The organism is Butyricicoccus intestinisimiae (assembly GCF_018918345.1).
Classification (GTDB): domain Bacteria; phylum Bacillota; class Clostridia; order Oscillospirales; family Butyricicoccaceae; genus Butyricicoccus_A; species Butyricicoccus_A intestinisimiae.
Map to the genome: position 1 here is coordinate 25,150 of NZ_JAHLQI010000003.1, position 18,109 is coordinate 43,258.

18 protein-coding genes and 1 tRNA gene are annotated in these 18,109 nt (G+C 51.1%); 4 read left to right on the forward strand and 15 right to left on the reverse strand.

The window, feature by feature from the left end:
- Nucleotides 1–2 precede the first annotated feature (2 nt).
- The 8 genes from yqeC to KQI75_RS06705 all read right to left on the reverse strand — a co-directional run bounded on the left by yqeC (nucleotide 3) and on the right by KQI75_RS06705 (nucleotide 6,823).
- Complete coding sequence (gene yqeC / locus KQI75_RS06670) at nucleotides 3–680, reverse strand: selenium cofactor biosynthesis protein YqeC (protein ID WP_216469967.1); 678 nt, start codon at nucleotides 678–680, stop codon at nucleotides 3–5.
- Nucleotides 677–1,597 (reverse strand): XdhC family protein, encoded by a 921-nt coding sequence (locus tag KQI75_RS06675; protein ID WP_216469968.1) that lies wholly within the window; start codon nucleotides 1,595–1,597, stop codon nucleotides 677–679. Before KQI75_RS06675 ends, yqeC begins: the two co-directional genes overlap by 4 nt.
- Nucleotides 1,598–1,607: 10 nt before the next feature.
- Nucleotides 1,608–1,844 carry a DUF3343 domain-containing protein gene (locus KQI75_RS06680; protein ID WP_216469969.1) on the reverse strand — a complete coding sequence of 79 codons (237 nt, stop codon included), beginning with the start codon at nucleotides 1,842–1,844 and terminating at the stop codon, nucleotides 1,608–1,610.
- A complete protein-coding gene (locus tag KQI75_RS06685) occupies nucleotides 1,837–2,991 on the reverse strand; it encodes an aminotransferase class V-fold PLP-dependent enzyme (protein ID WP_216469970.1) in 1,155 nt (384 codons plus the stop codon). The genes KQI75_RS06680 and KQI75_RS06685 overlap by 8 nt, the downstream gene beginning before the upstream one ends.
- Nucleotides 2,988–3,614, reverse strand: a complete 627-nt coding sequence (gene yedF / locus KQI75_RS06690; protein WP_216469971.1) for a sulfurtransferase-like selenium metabolism protein YedF — start codon at nucleotides 3,612–3,614, stop codon at nucleotides 2,988–2,990. Before yedF ends, KQI75_RS06685 begins: the two co-directional genes overlap by 4 nt.
- A 23-nt stretch (nucleotides 3,615–3,637) precedes the next feature.
- Nucleotides 3,638–4,663, reverse strand: a complete 1,026-nt coding sequence (gene selD, locus KQI75_RS06695) for a selenide, water dikinase SelD (protein ID WP_216469972.1) — start codon at nucleotides 4,661–4,663, stop codon at nucleotides 3,638–3,640.
- Nucleotides 4,664–4,787: 124 nt separating this feature from the next.
- Nucleotides 4,788–5,384, reverse strand: coding sequence for an OB-fold protein (locus tag KQI75_RS06700; RefSeq protein WP_216469973.1), 597 nt, complete (start codon nucleotides 5,382–5,384; stop codon nucleotides 4,788–4,790).
- A gap of 161 nt (nucleotides 5,385–5,545) precedes the next feature.
- Nucleotides 5,546–6,823, reverse strand: coding sequence for a uroporphyrinogen decarboxylase family protein (locus tag KQI75_RS06705; RefSeq protein ID WP_216469974.1), 1,278 nt, complete (start codon nucleotides 6,821–6,823; stop codon nucleotides 5,546–5,548).
- Between the two features lie 205 nt (nucleotides 6,824–7,028).
- On the opposite strand from KQI75_RS06705, the gene KQI75_RS06710 reads away from it, so the two are divergent.
- Nucleotides 7,029–7,913 carry an AraC family transcriptional regulator gene (locus tag KQI75_RS06710; protein ID WP_216469975.1) on the forward strand — a complete coding sequence of 295 codons (885 nt, stop codon included), beginning with the start codon at nucleotides 7,029–7,031 and terminating at the stop codon, nucleotides 7,911–7,913.
- Between the two features lie 98 nt (nucleotides 7,914–8,011).
- Here KQI75_RS06710 and KQI75_RS06715 read toward each other — a convergent pair.
- The 3 genes from KQI75_RS06715 to KQI75_RS06725 form a co-directional block, all read right to left on the reverse strand.
- Nucleotides 8,012–8,088, reverse strand: a tRNA-Met gene (locus KQI75_RS06715).
- A gap of 131 nt (nucleotides 8,089–8,219) precedes the next feature.
- Nucleotides 8,220–8,753, reverse strand: a complete 534-nt coding sequence (locus KQI75_RS06720; RefSeq protein WP_216469976.1) for a stage V sporulation T C-terminal domain-containing protein — start codon at nucleotides 8,751–8,753, stop codon at nucleotides 8,220–8,222.
- A 104-nt stretch (nucleotides 8,754–8,857) separates the two neighbouring features.
- Nucleotides 8,858–9,247 (reverse strand): C-GCAxxG-C-C family protein, encoded by a 390-nt coding sequence (locus tag KQI75_RS06725; RefSeq protein ID WP_216469977.1) that lies wholly within the window; start codon nucleotides 9,245–9,247, stop codon nucleotides 8,858–8,860.
- Nucleotides 9,248–9,437: 190 nt separating this feature from the next.
- Between KQI75_RS06725 and KQI75_RS06730 the strand changes: the two genes are divergently transcribed.
- From KQI75_RS06730 to argF, 3 genes are all read left to right on the forward strand, one after another.
- Nucleotides 9,438–10,838 (forward strand): S-layer homology domain-containing protein, encoded by a 1,401-nt coding sequence (locus KQI75_RS06730; protein WP_216469978.1) that lies wholly within the window; start codon nucleotides 9,438–9,440, stop codon nucleotides 10,836–10,838.
- 53 nt (nucleotides 10,839–10,891) lie between these two features.
- Nucleotides 10,892–11,029, forward strand: coding sequence for a hypothetical protein (locus KQI75_RS06735; protein ID WP_216469979.1), 138 nt, complete (start codon nucleotides 10,892–10,894; stop codon nucleotides 11,027–11,029).
- 132 nt (nucleotides 11,030–11,161) lie between these two features.
- Complete coding sequence (gene argF, locus KQI75_RS06740) at nucleotides 11,162–12,145, forward strand: ornithine carbamoyltransferase (protein WP_216469980.1); 984 nt, start codon at nucleotides 11,162–11,164, stop codon at nucleotides 12,143–12,145.
- A gap of 60 nt (nucleotides 12,146–12,205) precedes the next feature.
- Here argF and KQI75_RS06745 read toward each other — a convergent pair whose 3' ends face one another.
- The 4 genes from KQI75_RS06745 to KQI75_RS06760 all read right to left on the reverse strand — a co-directional run bounded on the left by KQI75_RS06745 (nucleotide 12,206) and on the right by KQI75_RS06760 (nucleotide 17,989).
- Nucleotides 12,206–12,775, reverse strand: a complete 570-nt coding sequence (locus KQI75_RS06745) for a dipicolinate synthase subunit B (protein WP_216469981.1) — start codon at nucleotides 12,773–12,775, stop codon at nucleotides 12,206–12,208.
- Nucleotides 12,772–13,638, reverse strand: a complete 867-nt coding sequence (locus tag KQI75_RS06750) for a dipicolinate synthase subunit DpsA (RefSeq protein WP_216469982.1) — start codon at nucleotides 13,636–13,638, stop codon at nucleotides 12,772–12,774. The genes KQI75_RS06745 and KQI75_RS06750 overlap by 4 nt, the downstream gene beginning before the upstream one ends.
- 109 nt (nucleotides 13,639–13,747) lie before the next feature.
- The gene (locus KQI75_RS06755) at nucleotides 13,748–15,967 is read right to left on the reverse strand and encodes a DNA gyrase subunit A (protein WP_216469983.1); all 2,220 of its coding nucleotides are present in this window, start codon (nucleotides 15,965–15,967) and stop codon (nucleotides 13,748–13,750) included.
- Nucleotides 15,968–15,997: 30 nt separating this feature from the next.
- Nucleotides 15,998–17,989, reverse strand: coding sequence for a DNA gyrase/topoisomerase IV subunit B (locus KQI75_RS06760; RefSeq protein ID WP_216469984.1), 1,992 nt, complete (start codon nucleotides 17,987–17,989; stop codon nucleotides 15,998–16,000).
- Between the last annotated feature and the right edge of the window lie 120 nt (nucleotides 17,990–18,109).

Here is an 18,109-nt window from a genome sequence, read left to right on the forward strand (position 1 = left end):
TATTATATCCCTCGATATGTCGTCAAAACACAGGCAATGTCCTGCGGCAACTGCGCCGCAATGCGACCCCCTGCATCTTGCTCCCGTCTGCCGTCCGCCTGATTGAGAATCACAGCGAACCGCCGATTTCCTACACCCTTGCGCAGTCCATGTTCGTGCAAGAGCAGCGCCGCCGCCATCTCCGGCGTGATGCACTGCTCCGGAGATACCGCCAGTACCGCACACACGCGCTCCGGCCGATGGCACACCTGTGCAATCGGTCTGCCGATGCCGGTTAAGCCCATGACCGCAATCACCAAGCCAGTCTGCGCCGTCAGCACTGGCTCATGTGCCGCCGGTGCTTTGAGCGGCAGGCCGCGGCTTCCGTCCGCTTCGATGAGCACAAAATCGTACTGCTGTCTGAGCGCGTCCGGATGCTCCACCGCTTGAAGCTTTCCATGTTCTGCCGGCCGTCCAACGCAAGTTAGATTTTTCGGCAAATCCTCGCAAAACGGCATGATTCGCGTTGTGGTCGTCATCACAGTCCGCTTGCCGCGCTGCGCCAATTCTATTCCCATTGTCAGCATGCTGCTCGTCTTTCCGCCGCCGCCCACAAATGCCGTAATCGGCGCAGGCACAATGGCATCCGTCAAACAGGAAATTTCTCGCAAATCCGGTAAATAGATATGTGTTCGTTTCATACTTCGTTCAAATCCGTCAGAAAAATTTTCATCTGACCGCCGCACACCATACCTTGCTCTGCCGCGACATCGTTGTTCATATCGACGGTCACGCATTTGCTCTCTCCCGTGCCAATCAAGTGGAACGCATCGCGCAGCACCGCACTTTCACTGCATCCGCCGCCGATGGTTCCTTTTGCCTGAAACATTTCGTTTACCGTCATAAACGAGCCGGACTTCACCGGCGTTGAGCCGCTGGTCTCATACACCAGCAGCAGCGCTTTTTTGAGCGGATTGCTGACAATGTCCTCCACGACATCCGCACGAAATGTCTCCTCCGTCAGGATATGTGATTTGGAGCGGCGATTCAGTCCGCGCCTGCGCGTCTGCACCAATTGCGCCGCAATGGACACCGCGATTTCCTGCACGGACAGCGCGCCAATATCCAAGCCAATCGGCGTATAGATGCTGTCCAGCTTGTCCTGTGCAAAGCCTTCCTGCGCCAGCATGTGCAGCAGTGCAATCGTGCGCCGCTTGGACCCGAGCATGCCCAGATACAGCGGCATGGTTCCCGCGAGCAAAGACCGCAGACAGTCGGCGTCATACCGGTGCCCGCGCGTAATCACAGCGACATAATCTCCCGTATGGATATGCAGGTGTTCAATCGCATGGGGAAATGCATCGCAGACAATATGCTCTGCCTGCGGAAACCGGGGATGATTGGCAAATGACGGTCTGTCATCGACAACGGTAACCGAAAAGCCGAGCATCGCTGCGATCTCGCACAGCGGCTGCGCGATGTGTCCGGCGCCCAATAAAATCAGCCGTTCCTTTGGTCGAAACATGCGCGTATACCTCTCGTTGTCAATCACAAGATCCATCTGCGCAATCTGGTTGTTTTGTGTCTGTTTTAAGATTTCTGCAAATTGCTCCCGCATCGCATATCTCCTATATTCTCAGCGATACAATCTGTTCAAACGGAATGTGCAGCGCCGCGATTGCATCTCTGTTTTGTTCATATTGTTCCGGCGCAATGCGCCACGCCAACCCGCACCCCGCAGTAATCTCCCGCGGAATCGGAATCAGCCTGCCGGGAATGTTTTGTTCCGCACATTGCGCTTCCATCGCCATGGCATCAGTCGTCGTGCGAAAGGTCAAAATCACATAGTCTCGTTTGTTACGCATTTGCTTCCTCGTATTCCGCGGCGATGTTCCGCACGGCTTGTATCGCGCGGTCAATATCAGCTTCGGTGTTCCAATAGGAAAAGCTAAACCGCACAGCCCCTTGTTCCACTGTTCCCAAGTGCTGATGCATGAGCGGCGCACAATGCGCGCCCGCGCGCACGCAGATCTCATCATCCTCCCATAGCACATCACTGACCATCGCCGCATCGGCAGTGCCAAGATTCAATGTGACAATCGGCGCGCGCAGTGGTGCATCCATATCGCCATACAGCTTGACGAGCGGAATCTCTCGTACACCGGCAATAAATCGCCGCATGAGCGCATCTTCCCGCGCATGAATGGTTTCCACGCCGGTCTCCAGCAAAAAATCAACAGCCGCTTCCAAACCGGCGATGCCGTGTCCGTTTGCCGTTCCCGCTTCCAATGCCGTTGGCATATCCGTCGGCTGATGCTTGTCAAAGCTGTGCACACCGCTGCCGCCAACCAACAGAGACGGAATCGACAGACCTTCGCGGACATAGATACCGCCCGTCCCCTGCGGACCGAGCAAACTCTTGTGTCCGGTAAAGCACAAGACATCAATACCCATTGCCTGCACATCAATCGGAATGCCGCCAGCAGTCTGTGCCGCATCGACAAGAAGCAGCGCGCCAGCCCGATGTGCGATGGCTGCGATTTTTTCTATCGGCACGACATTTCCCGTCACATTGGACGCATGATGGATGACAATGGCGCGGGTATTTTCGCGCATGGCGTCTTGGATGTCTTGCGGGTCAATCGTCCCATTTTCATCTGCAGATACAATCGTCAAAAAAACACCGTTTTCTTGCTTTTTGTACAAGGGACGCAGCACGGAGTTATGTTCGCACACCGTCGTCACCACGTGATCTCCCGCTTGAATCAGACCATCTATCGCAAGGTTTAATGCCTGCGTGACATTGGCTGTAAAGGCAATGCGTGATGCGTGTTCTGCATGAAACAGCTGTGCCAGCTTTGCCCGTGTGCGATACAGCACGCGGGACGCTTCCAGCGTCGGCGCGTGAGCACCGCGTCCGGCGTTTCCAATCGTGTGAAACGCGCGGCACACTGCCTGTTCTACCTGTTCCGGCTTATAAAAAGATGTCGCCGCACTGTCTAAATAAATCACGGCTTAATAATCAGAGAGGCCTGTGTCATCTTCTCTGCAATCACATACATATTGGTCACGGTGCCAACCTGTAATTTATCCGTCAGACCGTAATGGTTCAAGCAGGTGCCGCAGGTCATAATTTCTACGCCCTGTGCTTCCAGCTCCTTGAGGTCTTCCAATGTCACCGCGCCTTCGCAGGTCAGCTTTGCGCCGCCGTTATAGAACAGCATGGTTTTCGGCAGCTCGTCCTGCTGAGACAGCGCATAGATAAAGCCCTTCATGAGCACAGCACCCAAGGCATCATCGCCATTTCCCATACAGGAGGAAGAAATCACAACCACGGTGTTCTGTTCCTTCTGCACCGGTGCGCAGACAACCGGCTCCTCTGCGATTTCCTGCACCTGCTGTTCGGTCTGCTCGCCTACAGTCATGACAACGCGGTATTTGTTGGTTTCCAGCTGTTCCGACTGTACGCTGTAGCCTTTCTGATCTGCCATTTTGGTTAAATTCTGTACGGCAATTTCATTGTCTACCAAGGTCTCTACGGTACCGCCTGCGGTACCCATCTCCTTGATAGCATTCTTTGTTTTCACGACTGGGATCGGGCAAGCATCGCCCATAGCATTTACTGTCTGATTCATTTGATATTTCTCCTTGTTTCTTCTCAAAGAACCAAAATCTCCGTTTCTGTCTTATTGGTAATTTCTCCGACAATGCGCGCCGGAAGTCCCGCCTGCTGCAATTCCTGTTCCAGCTGTGCCGCCTGCACCGGTTCTACGGCGAGCAGCAGTCCGCCGGAAGTCTGCGGATCCAGCAGCACTTCTTCCATCGCAAACGGAATATTCTTGAACTGTACAAAGTCCTTGACGTAGTTTCGATTGCGCTGTCCCGCCGCAGTCAGCAAAAATTCATCGGCATGGTGCAGTGCTTCGGTTATCACCGGCACATGGCGCGAATCAATGCGTGCGGACAGTTTTCCATCCAGCATTTCATGTAAATGACCGAGAAAACTAAAACCTGTGACATCTGTGCACGCATGTACGGCGTATTTTTTGCAAATTTCCGCCGCATATTTATTGAGCGTTGTCATCGATGCAATGGCTTCCTGCATCGCCTGCTCTGACGCCTCGCCCACACGATTGGCTGTGCACAAAATACCGACACCGAGTTTTTTTGTCAGAATCAGCGCATCGCCTGCCTGTCCATGATTGTTGGCATAGACTTTCTTGGGATCAATGGTTCCCATGACCGACAAGCCATACTTCACGCTGTCATCGGCAATCGAATGGCCGCCGACCAGAGAAGCACCTGCTTCCAGCACTTTTTCCGAACCGCCGCGCATGATTTCTCCCAAGATATTTAAATCCATTTTTTCCGGGAAACACACGATGTTGAGTGCCGTTTTGACCTCTCCGCCCATCGCATAAATATCACTCAGCGCATTGGCTGCGGCAATCTGTCCAAAGGTATATGGATCATCCACCATTGGCGGAAAGAAATCCAGCGTCTGAACAATCGCCAAATCATCCGACACCTGATAGACAGCGGCATCATCCCGGCTGTCATATCCAACGAGCAGATTAGGATCCGGCTCGCCCTTCGGCAGTGCTGAGAGCACCCGGCTCAAGATGCCTGCGCCCAGCTTTGCTGTACAGCCGCCGCCTTTACAAAATACGATTTCTTCTGCCATCGCGTTCTCTCCTTTGTCCTTCTTTTACCACCTTAATCATATCATTTTCGCCATGTTTCATCAATAGCATAACCAAAAAAGACGCAGAGCCTATCCTCTCTGCGTCTTTTGTCATGATATGTATTTATTGTGCTTTAGACACTTCATCTATGTTGAGAGAATACCCCAATACCTCTCCAACATCTGTAATCTTTCCTTTGACTACCAGTGTATCCCCAACGGCTGCATCTTTGACAGCGGCTCTCTGCTCATCTGACTGGAAGTAGCAGTTCACACCAATGATGGCAAATTGGTCGTTCTCCGGCAGGAGTGAAATGTAATTTCCATCACTGTCGATCACGCTCAGTCTTCCGGTCAGTTCTACATACTGCCCCTTGTACTTATCGCTTGCATTCATCGCGTTGGTATTGAGATCATCCATCAATTCCGAAACGCTGTATGCCGTGTATGAAACCTGCTGCTGAGTTGTGCTTGTATCGTTCGCTGCTGTGCTGGCACTCGTATCATTTGTTGCTGTGCCGGTGCTTGTCGTATCCCCGCCCGACATAGCAGAACCGGCAATTGCAATCACAACGAGCACAACGACAACAAGAATCGCAACCAAGCATCCGCTTGGCTTTTGCTTTTTGCGGCAATGCGGGCAGATCTTCGCGCTTGCGTCAATCTCCTGCTTACAGTATTTGCACTGTTTTGTTTTTCCGTTTTCCTTTTCTTGGCTCATTTTCTGCCTCCTGTTCGCCCATCTTTCTATCGCGTTTTTCTATGTCAGAAGAATAGCAAATTTCCATTTTTTCGTCAATGCAATCGCGCAGGATTCCCCCTCAATTGGGTGTAAAAAAAGCCCCGCACACACAGCGTGCAGGACTTTTTCTCTATTAAGGATTATGCACCGAAGTGCTCTTCGTTGTATTTGTGTACAGCACTAAATGCCGCCCAGATATTCTCCGGCTTGGTATCGCCGACAATATTGTGAATCGTATTGAATACATAACCGCCGCCCTTGGACAGGATGTCCAGACGCTCGATAACCTGCGCTGCCACTTCTTCCGGATTGCCGCGTGGAAGAGTTGTCTGGGTGTCGACGCCGCCGCCCCAGAATACCAGCTTATCGCCATACTTTTCCTTGAGCATCTTGGCATCCATGCCAGCCGCTGACAGCTGAACCGGATTGATAATATCCAGACCCATATCGACAATGTCATCCAGCAGACGAACCAAGCAGCCGCAAGTATGTGCATAGGTCTTCCAGCTGGTATTTTTATGAATCCAGTCGCAGACGCGCTTGTAATACGGCTTGTACAGCTCACGGAACATATCCGCGGACATAATTTCCGAGTTCTGCGTGCCGAAGTCGGTGCCGCTGATCCAGCAGATCTGAATGCGGTCTCCGCACGCCTGCTTGTAAATTTCCAAGTTCTTGAGCATGAACTCGGTCTGCATTTCAAACACTTCCTGCACGTATTCCGGATACATGATCTGCGCCATAATCCACTCGTCAAACTTCCGAATGCCCTTCGGATGCTTTTCAAACGGTGCTGGCAGTGCACCCGGATCACCATAACCCGCACCTGCCAAATTGCCGATAATCGCATAATCGGTCTCTTCATACAGACGCTTGGATTCGCGTTCGTAATACTTTGCTGTCTCTTCAGACATCACAGAGAAAAAGTCCTTAAAATCTTCTCGCGGCGTCAAATCGTCTTCATCATACTCTTCTGCGCGGTCAATGATGTCGAAGAAATAGCCGCCTTCCGGCATATATGCAGACGGCGGTGCCGTTCTGTCTCCCTGCGGATACAGCTGTCGTGCGCCGCTCGGCAGAATATCAAATTCATTACCTTCGTTAATGAGCGTCGGTGTTCCGTCCGGCATGATAAACTTCTTTTTCTTCCCGTTCGGATACACGCCCATGCTGTCTTCTGGATGGTTCATACCGATGACATCCGACTTCATCATGCGGCGCAAATCCTCATCCACTACGCCAATCATCTGAATGATTTCAAAGACATCCAAATCATGCTGCGGCAGTCCCAAATACTCTCTCAAGCGATATTCCGCACATACACTGATGCCGGTCTGACCTGTCGCACCGAAGTCAATCGGCACACGATCCGGCTGCTGATGATTAATTGCAGCAATGACTCTTTCTCTGGAATTCATATCTGTTCCTCCTATTCTCCTATGTTTCAAAATATGCCTTGTTGTTACTTTGATTGTAACTTGCAAAATGCAAATTGAGAATGAGAATTCGTGCGCAATAGTTGAGAAAACATGCTTTTGAACAAAATTTGACAGCGGCCATACCGCGTGTTATACTTGAGCAAAATCGGTACAAACCCATACCGTTGTATCATGAGGTGATTCTATGCTGGCACACGAACGCGGCACTTGTTCCGGCTCTGATTTATATTTCCATACGCCATCTATTCAAACCCGCGAGATGCTGTTTTATATGACATCGTGCGGGTATTATTATACCGACTACAACTATCATATTACACGCGATTATGTGGAAGAATTTCTGCTTTTTTATATTTGTGATGGCAGGCTTTCCATTCGCATGGGGGATAAAACCATTGTTGCCACAGAAGGTCAGGTTTGTTTTTTAAACTGTCATCTGACGCATGAATATTATACAATCGGGCACACAGAATTTGTCTGGATACACATCAATGGTTCAAATATCCAGCAGCTATATGATCATGTTCTGGATTTGTACGGCGCACATGTGTTTCATTCCACCGTCGCTCCGCAGATCAAGAAAGACATTTTTGACTTTGTATATGTGTGTAGAAATGACCAGATGATGCCGGATTTAGAGGCTTCTCACCGCATTTACCGCATGATTTTGACGCTCTTGAGCGGCATTCCGCAGCGAAAGAGTATTTTGGCTTCTTCTTCCAAAAAGTCACATCGCATTACAGACTCGGTTGTTTCCTCTGCCATGCAGTTCATTGGAAATAATTACCGTCACAGCATCAGTGTCGCAGACATCGCCCAAAACGTCGGCATGAGCAAAGCACATTTTTCACGCATTTTCAAAAAGCAGTCCGGTTATGCACCGCACGAGTATTTGATTCAAATCCGCTTAAACCGCGCCAAGCATTTATTAAAGACGACAAAGATGCCAATCAAGAATATTTCACAGGAAGTCGGATACCAAGATGTCACCACCTTCACCAGCGCGTTTACCAATCGCGTTGGCTTATCTCCGGCACAGTTCCGCAATTCTTCTTTGGGCTCCACGTAACCAACGCGCAAACAGGCACGCCGCTTTCCGCTCGTTTTTTTCAAAATTCTGAAAAGCACGAAAAAAGCCTTGATTCGATTGAATCAAGGCTTTTATAATGGTTGCGGGGGCAGGATTTGAACCTACGACCTTCGGGTTATGAGCCCGACGAGCTACCGAACTGCTCCACCCCGCGATATTTTCTTTTTTGTTTTGCCCTCTCGCTGAGTGCTTATATAGAATACCATACAGCGTCCTATCTGTCAAGCGTTTTTTCAAAAAAAATTTATGTACAGGCGATTTTTTTATCAACCGCCTGTATTTTCATCAATTGACCATCTGCTGTCCCAAAAAATTTGCCGCGGTTTGCAGTAATTTGCTCTCGATTTCTCCGGCATCCGGATGAGCTTCATCGCGCAGCAGTGCAACACAGCCAGAAACATCGCCGCCTGCAATCACCGGCGCGGCAATGGACACCGCATATCGCGGGTCTCCGGTCAGAGACACTACACGACCTTCCGGTCGAAAGATGCGGCGCTGCTCCATGATGTGTTCTAAATCCTCACTGATACTGCGATCACAGACATCTCTCTTTGCACTGCCGGATACGGCAATGACAGAATCCCGATCACAAATCACACAGCTTGCGCCGGTTGTCTTGGTGACGGAATCACACAGTTGAGACACAAACGTATTGAGTTCTCCCATCGGCGAGTATTTCTTGAAGATAACCTCTCCATTTCGATCTGTATAAATCTCAAGCGGGTCGCCTTCCCGAATCCGCATGGTTCTCCGAATTTCTTTTGGTATGACAACACGCCCGAGATCATCAATCCGGCGGACGATTCCTGTTGCTTTCATAACATCTATTCCTCCTGCAAGGCTCTTTTTCTAGTGTGTGGAAAAACAGAAAAACTATGCATGCAAGCCCTCTAAAATCGTCCAGAACTTCGTATCTTTGGGTTTTACTTTGTCATCTCATCAAGCAGTTCAATGGCTTCATAAATCATATTGTCGCAGTGCGTCTTTTTATTTCCGCCCTGCTGCGCATTGGCCTTGAGCAGCTCTGCACAGTCAGTCATGCCGTTGTGCTTCTGCGCCATGCGTCTGCGAAACTCGCCGACTGCTGCCGGTGAAATAACGCCCTTGGTGCCGAGAACCATCAACGCGCCGGTAATGGCACCGCAGGTTCCGCCGCATTTCATACCGCCTCCGAAATTACATCCGATGGCAGCTGCCTGTTCTTCGGTCAGACCCATTTCTTCTGCATAGGCGCGCATAATGGTCTGCGCGCAGTTGTTGCTCTGCGATGCGGTATCCCGCAGCTGTTTTGCTCGTTCTACATGCTTGTTCATTTTGTACTCCTCCTATTTCGAGCTCTCTATATCTTTTGTACCTCCTATTGTACGCATAAATTTGTACATTTGCAATAGGCATAAAATTTGTAACACAATCTTGCCATAGCCAAATAGTATACATTTTTAGCCGTTTGTGTTATGATATAAATATAAAAATTAACATAAATGAAGAAAGGGCGTCAAAAACATGACATACACATGGATCAAACGATGGCTTGCCGGTGCGCTTGCGACAGTGATGCTCTTCGCTATCTGTCCGCAGAAGCCCGCATCCGCATCCAATTTCACAGATATCTCCGGCCATTGGGCGGAGTCGTACATCAACAAAGCAGTCAATTTGGGGCTGTTCTCCGGCACAACACCGACAACATTTTCTCCGGATGCTAATATGACCCGCGCGATGTTTGTCACGGTTCTCGCCAAATACAGCAAAGAAGATATCCAGCAATATACCACATCACAATTTCGCGATGTTCCCGCCGATGCTTGGTACGCACATGCAGTCGCTTGGGCATACAGCGGCGGCATCATCTCCGGCACTTCCAAAAACCAATTTTCGCCGGACAGCGCGATTACCCGAGAGCAAATGGCGACTCTCATTGTTCGATTTGCAAATTATCAGCGTTTTGCTCTCCCGCGTGTTCGCAGCGGCAAAACCTTTTCGGATAAAAGTCGGACGGCAGATTATTCTCTCGATGCCACATATACCCTGTATCGTTCCGGCATTATCAACGGTACTTCTTCCAAGACGTTTTCGCCGACCGGAAAAGCGACGCGCGCGCAGTGTGCCGTGATATTCTGTCAGTATGATTCCGCCCGCAAGGACACATCTTCCGAAGATACACAGGTTCGTCTGGTCAATCACCGCGGATACAATTTAGAAGCCCCTGAAAATACCATGCCGGCGTATGCGCTGTCGGTTCGAAAGGGCTATGATTATGTAGAAACCGATGTGCAGTTTACCAAAGACAATGTACCGGTCTTAATTCACGACACAACCATCGACCGAACCAGCAATGGCTCAGGCAAGGTGGCCGACCTCACATACGGGCAGCTGCAAAACTTTGATTTCAGCTACAAGAGCAATTCCTCCGACCGATGGGCGGGGTACGAAGGCACCAAGATTGCAACATTCGAGGAATTTATCTCTTTCTGCTCGCGCAATCATCTGCACCCGTATATAGAAATGAAAATTTCCATGACAAAAAGTCAGGTTAAAACACTGTACAATCTAGTCAAGCAGTACAACATGCAGTATGATGTCACATGGATCAGCTTTTATCAGAGCGACCTGCTGTATATGAAAGAAAATGACGCAGTCGCTCCGCTGTGCCTGCTGACAAACAACGTAAATTCCTCCGCCATCAACCATGCGCAGGATCTAAAGAACGGAAAAAATTCTGTCACCATCGGCGCAAATACCAATTCGCTGACGGTCTCTCAGCGCGCAACCCTGCTGCGCAAAAACATCGCACTGTGTGTTTGGACGGTAGACACGCTCTCTCCCGTGGTGCAATACGCAAATACCTCTGCCGAGGCAGTCACGACGGACAACATCACCCCGTCCGATGTGTACGATGACAATTGATGGTCTAATCTCACGCTGCGTCTCATATGCTTCTCTCAGAACGGAGGGACGCAATGGACAATCTGGAACAAGAATGGAACCGCTGCATGCTGACCGGTTTGGTTCACGCCTTATACCGCTCCGGCATGCTGACGCAGGAACAACACTTGCATTTGCTTTGCGAGCTCAAACAAACGCCGCCTGTACGCTGAGTACAGGCGGCGTTCTTGTCTGTATATTCATAAAGAAGCAGTGCTTTGTCCTCATTCTCCCTACTTTCCAATTAGCTATTTGTCTGCTATAATAAAGAGCAGTGGATACCAATACACAGGAGGAACACGATTATGAATCTCAAGGGAAAAAACTTTCTTAAGATGCTTGACTTCACGCCGGAAGAAATCGAAGGCATGATTGACCTTGCCGCAGATCTCAAGGCAAAGAAAAAGGCAGGCATCGCTCATGATACGCTGCGCGGCAAAAACATCGCGCTGATTTTCGAAAAGACCAGCACCCGCACCCGCTGCAGCTTCGAGGTTGCCGCGCATGACCTTGGCATGCAGGTCACCTATCTTGACCCGTCCGGCTCTCAGATCGGCAAGAAGGAAAGCATTGCTGACACCGCCCGCGTGCTCGGCCGCATGTTTGACGGCATCGAATACCGCGGCTACGGTCAGGAAATTGTTGAGGAGCTGGCAAAATACGCAGGCGTTCCGGTTTGGAATGGTCTGACCAACGAGTCTCACCCGACACAGATTTTGGCGGATTTTCTCACCATCCGCGAGCACTTTGGCAAGCTCAAGGGCATCAACTTTGTCTATCTCGGCGACGCGCGCTACAACATGGGCAATTCCCTGATGGTCGGCTGTGCAAAGATGGGCATGAACTTCACGGCAGCTGCTCCGAAGGCATATTTTCCGGATCAGGCTCTGATTGAGACCTGCGAAAAAATCGCTGCAGAGACCGGCGCAACCCTGCGCTTCTGCGAGGACCCGATGGAAGCTACCAAGAACGCCGATGTACTGTACACCGATGTTTGGGTGTCCATGGGCGAGCCAGTCGAGGTATGGCAGGAGCGCATTGACGCACTGTCTCCGTATCAGGTCAATCAGAAGCTGATGGACAACGCCGCAGAAAACGCAGTATTTATGCACTGCCTGCCGGCATTCCACGACCACAAAACCACCATCGGCAAGGAGATGGGCGAAAAGTTCAACCGTGACGCGATGGAAGTCACCGATGAAGTGTTTGAAGGCCCGCAGTCCATCGTCTTTGATGAGGCGGAGAACCGCATGCACACCATCAAGGCCGTCATGGCAGCTACGCTGTAACGCACGTTCTCTTTACGCAAGCAAGACCCTGTTCCGAACGAACAGGGTCTTATTGTTTCTTCAGCAAAAAATCGGCTGTATTTGTTTTCCCGCCAGCGCCAACGCCGCCGCTTCCGGTATCTTGTTCATATCCGCGACGAGAGAGCGCGGTTTGATTTGCGGTGCATCCTGCCGCATCGGCGTGAAATAATACTGCTTGCGATTGAGCAGCGCCGCAATATTGGGTGCTGAGCCTGCGAGCGCGTCGTTGCTCGCCACAGCCAGCACGACAGGTTTTTCTACGCGCAGCTGTGATTTTGCCGCGAGAGATACCGGCGTGTCGCTGATGCCATGCGCGAGCCGCGCCAGTGTGCTTCCGGTACACGGCGCGATAATCAGCACATCCAACAAATCTTTGGGTCCAATCGGTTCCACCGCCTGCAGCGTATGCAGCGGCGATTTGCCGCAAATGGCAGTTATTTTTTCCAAGTGTTCTTGTGCTGTGCCAAAGCGCGTATCCTGTGTATACACTTCTCTCGAAACAATCGGAATCACCTGCCAGCCATCCTGCACCATTCGTTCCATGACAGTGAGCACACGATGTATGGTACAGAAGGATCCGCACACGGCGAATCCTGCGGTTTGTTTCATATCAAGCCCTCCCTCTCCAGCATATGCCGCACCGTCTGCGCAATGGCAGCAGCCGCGCTTTTCGGCGCGACTTTTCCCGGCAGGCTCAGCGCGTGAATGACGCGGCAAAGATTTTTCGCGTCCTCACAGACGCCGCCTTCTCCGGACGCCAAATCCAGCAACAGGGTATCCGGCGCACAATCCGCGAGCACGGCTCGGCTGAGAATATCCGCCGGAACCGTGTTGATAATGAGCGGAAACGCATGCAGCTGACCTTCCAGTCTGCGCGTATCCAAGCAGTGATAGCCCGCGCTGTACATGCGGGCGAAATCCGCCTCTCGCCGCGCGGAAACCGTCACCCGCGCGCCCAGTCCGCGCAAGCGCATCGCAACCGCCGAGCCAATACGCCCCGCTCCAATCACCAGCACCGGAAGGTCATGGATGGTCACCGGCAGTTGTTCCATTGCAATTTGAATCGCGCCCTCTGCCGTCGGAATGGCGTTGAGCAGCGCCAGTTCTTCCTGTTTTAGATAATCATACAATCGAATCTCCCTGCGCCGTGCCGGTTCATACAGCGTTTGCGGAATCGCGCCGCCGTACACCGATGTTCCCGCCGGAATCGCATCCAGAACATCTTTGAGCCGATACGGCGCATTGGCGAGCGGCGCATGCAGGTACGTTTCGTCTCGTGTGACCGGCATCGGCAGCAGCACCACATCCGCCTCAGCGAACAGCGCCGCCATATCACAGAAGATGGGCAGTTCACAGACATGCCGTTCCAGCCCAACCGTGCCCACGCGCATGCCGTCCGCCGCAAGCAGTTCTCCGAGGAAGACCTGCCGCACATCACCGCCCACAATCGCCGCTGTCCGTGTGTGATTCATACATTCTTCCCCCTCTCCCTGCTCTCATCATATGCAAAAGGCATCATGCTGACACTGCGGACAACGCAAAAGCCGCCTCGAAAGGCGGCTTTGTTGTGTATATATCGTATTATTCTTCCAGCAGAGTCATCTGACCCTTGTCCTCGTCCTTGAGCAATGCGCCGATGGACGGAATGGAATGGGAGACATATCGTTTGGGCTGTGCAAACGCCAGCTCCATGGAATAGCATGCGTGAGTAATCGTATGACTGCCGCGCAGAACCATTGTCTGCACGCCGACCGTCGTTCTCGTAGACTTCGGCGGAATCACAGACGTATTGACGGTTAACGCCCTGCCGTTTGTCGCAAACAGCGTAATGTTGCAGTCCTGCGAGAAGTGGAAAAATGCCTTTGCCGGCGAGCGGTCGGAATACGCGCCGGTCAGACGGCGGCGATTGGTCTTTGTCGCAAAGCCTGCAAGCTCAAAGCGAGCCGCCTTGCCATTTTCAAAGATGACAATCATGCTGCCGGTATAATCGCCCGGTAGGAGCATAAATACCGGCTGTTCCTCTGCGTCCATCTCCAGTTTGGACGGCAGATAATCACCGAGCACACTCGCCTTGCTGTCATCGAAGTCATACAGATGGGCTTTATATGCCTGCTGCTTGTTGGTGAGGAAGATAATTTCCTGCTTGTTGGTGGCGTCCAACGTCTGGAACAGCGCATCGCCGTCCTTAAACTTTTGGTCGGATGCACCGCGCAGGCTCTGCGAGGTGATTTTCTTAAAGTATCCTTCCTTGGACAAAAACAGATGCACCGGATAGTCCTCGATGTGATCTTCCTGTTCAAAGTGCTCGATTTTGTCCGCTTCCAGAATATCCGCCCGTCTCGGAGACGGATATTTCTTGATGATGGCTTCCAGCTCCCGAATGATGACGCGGCGAACCTTGGCATCGCTCTTGAGCAGGCTTTCCAGACGAGCAATCTCTTTTTCCAGCGCTTCTGTCTCGGTCAGACGCTTGAGAATGTATTCTCGGTTGATATGACGCAGACGAATTTCTGCGATATATTCCGCCTGCTTCTCGTCAATGCCAAAGCCATTCATGAGATTCGGCACAACATCCGCGTCTTTCTCTGTATTGCGGATGATGGCAATTGCCTTGTCGATATCCAGCAAAATGGTCTTGAGGCCGTGCAGCAGGTGCAGCTTTTCCTGTTTTTTTGCCAGATCGTAGCGAATGGTGCGCTTTTTGCACTCCGTGCGCCAGGTTGTCCATTCGTGTAAAATGCTGCGCACGCCGAGCACCTTCGGCATGCCCTGAATGAGCACGTTAAAATTGCAGGAACAGCTGTCCATCAGCGGCGTCATCTGCATCAGGCGATCCATGAGCTTATCCGGATCCGTGCCGCGCTTGAGGTCAATCGCCAGCTTGAGACCGGACAAATCGCTTTCATCTCGAATATCCGAGATTTCACGGACCTTTCCGCTCTTGACGAGATCCGCAAGCTTGTCAATGATTGCCTCGATGGTCGTTGTATACGGAATCTGATACACTTCAATGAGATTTTCCGACTTGATATACTTCCACTTCGAGCGAATCTTAAACGAGCCGCGGCCCGTGTCATAGATTTTCTGCATCTGTGCGCGGTCGAGAATGATTTCACCGCCGGTCGGGAAATCCGGCGCCGGCAGAGTTGCCATCAAATCGCAGTTGTTGTCCTCGATATAGGCAATCGTCGTGCGACATACTTCTTCCAAGTTAAAGCCGCAAAAGCTGCTCGCCATACCGACGGCAATGCCGGTATTGGCAGAGACCAAGATATTCGGGAACGTCGTCGGGAGCAAGGTCGGCTCCTTCATCTCGCCGTCATAGTTGTCTACAAAATCTACGGCATCGTCATCTATCTCGCGAAACAGCTCCGCGCAGATTTTATCCAGCTTTGCCTCGGTATAACGCGAAGCAGCGTATGCCATATCGCGCGAATACACCTTGCCAAAGTTGCCCTTTGAATCGACAAACGGCGTCAAAAGCGCTTCATTGCCGCGCGTCAGACGAACCATAGTCTCATAAATTGCCGCATCGCCGTGCGGATTGAGCTTCATGGTCTGTCCGACAATATTGGCTGATTTGGTGCGGTTCGCGCCCATCAGACCCATTTTATACATTGTGTAAAGCAGTTTGCGGTGAGACGGCTTGAATCCGTCCAGCTCCGGAATCGCACGCGATACAATGACGCTCATTGCATACGGCATGTAATTTTCGCGCAGCGTCTCTGTGATGCGCTGGGCGGTCGGTTCCAGCGGATGGTATTCCTTCACCGGCTGCTGTTTGCTTTTTTTCTTTGCCATGTCAGAAAAAAACTACCTTTCCGAGTATTTTTACGAAATATCCGCGAAGTCCAGATACTGCCAGCCGTTTTCTGCGATGTATTCCTTTCGGCCGGACAGATTTTCACCGAGCAGCAAATCAAACATTTCGCTCGTTGCTGCGGCGTCCTCCGGCATCACGCGAATCAAACGGCGGCTTTCCGGATTCATCGTGGTCTCCCACATCATATCCGCTTCGTTCTCACCAAGACCCTTGGAGCGCTGGATGTTGTATTTTTTGCCGTCCAGCTGCTTGAGCACCTCGCTCTTTTCGCTCTCATCAAATGCAAAATACGACTTGCCGCGGCATTCAATCTCGTACAGCGGCGATTCGGCAATGTACACATAGCCTTCTTCGATTAAGGTCGGCGTCAGGCGGTACAGCATCGTCAGCACCAGCGTGCGAATCTGGAATCCGTCGACATCGGCATCGGTACAAATAATGACCTTGTTCCAGCGCAGATTGTCCAGAGAGAAATTGGACAACTCTTTGTTGGATTTTGACTTGACTTCTACGCCGCAGCCCAGCACCTTGAGCAAATCCGTAATAATATCACTCTTAAAAATTTTATCATAATCTGCCTTCAGACAATTCAAAATCTTTCCGCGAATCGGCATGATTGCCTGAAATTCCGAATCACGTCCCTGCTTACACGAACCGAGTGCAGAATCGCCCTCCACAATATACAATTCGCGGCGGGAGACGTCTTTGGTGCGGCAGTCGACAAATTTCTGCACACGGTTGGCAAGATCCAAATTACCGCTCAGTTTTTTCTTGATGTTTAGGCGCGCCTTTTCCGCCTGTTCGCGCGAACGCTTATTGATGAGAATCTGCTCGGCGATTTTATCCGCCTCCGCTTTGTTCTCGATAAAGTAAATTTCCAGACCCGAGCGCAGGAATTCGGTCATTGCTTCCTGAATAAACTTATTGGTAATGGCTTTTTTGGTCTGGTTTTCATAGGAGGTGTAGGTGGAAAAACAGCTGGTCACCAAAATCAAGCTGTCCGACACATCCTGAAACGAGATGCGGCCCTCGTTTTTGTTGTATTTGTTGTTTTGCTTGAGATGGGCGTCAATGGCCGAGACAAATGCAGAGCGCACCGCTTTGTCCGGCGAGCCGCCGTATTCCAGCCACGAAGAGTTGTGATAATACTCCAGCCGCGAAATGCTGGACGAAAAGCAAAAGGCGCAGTTGAGCAGCACTTTATATTCCGGCTTGTCCGAACGGTCTTTGCCGCGCCGCTCACCGCTCAAAAACTGCACGGAGGTCAGCGCCTTGTCCCCTGCAATCTCGGTCACATAATCGCTGATGCCGTTTTCATAATAAAATTCGGTCTCTTTGATGCCCTCCGGCGTCTCATTGCGGAAGATAAACCGCAGTTTCGGATTGACAACCGCCTGCCGCTTGAGCACATCCAAATAATAGGTTTCCGGAATCTGAATGTCCGTGAACACTTCCAAATCCGGACGCCAGCGAATTTTTGTGCCGGTGTCCGTACCGGTGTATTTTTTCTTTTTAAATCCGGTTTTGGTGCCGGTGCAGTTTTCGCCCTTTTCAAAATGCAGGCTGTATTCCGCGCCGTCGCGGCGCACGGTGACATCCATATATTCCGAGGAATACTGTGTCGCACAGGTTCCCAGACCATTCAATCCCAGTGAAAATTCATAGTTATCGCCGCCGGTATTTTCATACTTGCCGCCGGCATACATTTCACAGAACACCAGCTCCCAGTTATACCGTTTTTCGTTGGCATTGTAATCGACCGGAACGCCGCGGCCGTGATCTTCCACCTCAATGGAATGGTCTGCATAGCGAGTGACAATAATTTCATTGCCGTAGCCTTCCCGCGCTTCATCTATGGAATTGGACAATATCTCAAATACCGCATGCTGGCAGCCATCCAGACTGTCCGAACCAAAAATAACGCCCGGACGCTTGCGAACACGGTCAGCACCCTTGAGGGCAGAGATGCTCTCATTGCCGTATTGACTGTTCTTCTTCATGGTAACAACTCCAAAATCATAACTTTTTTCCCAAGTGGGCTGTTCGTACATCCGTTCCGATTTCAGCCCGAATACTCGGTATTATAGCGCAAATCTGTTCACTCGTCAAATCATGCGTAA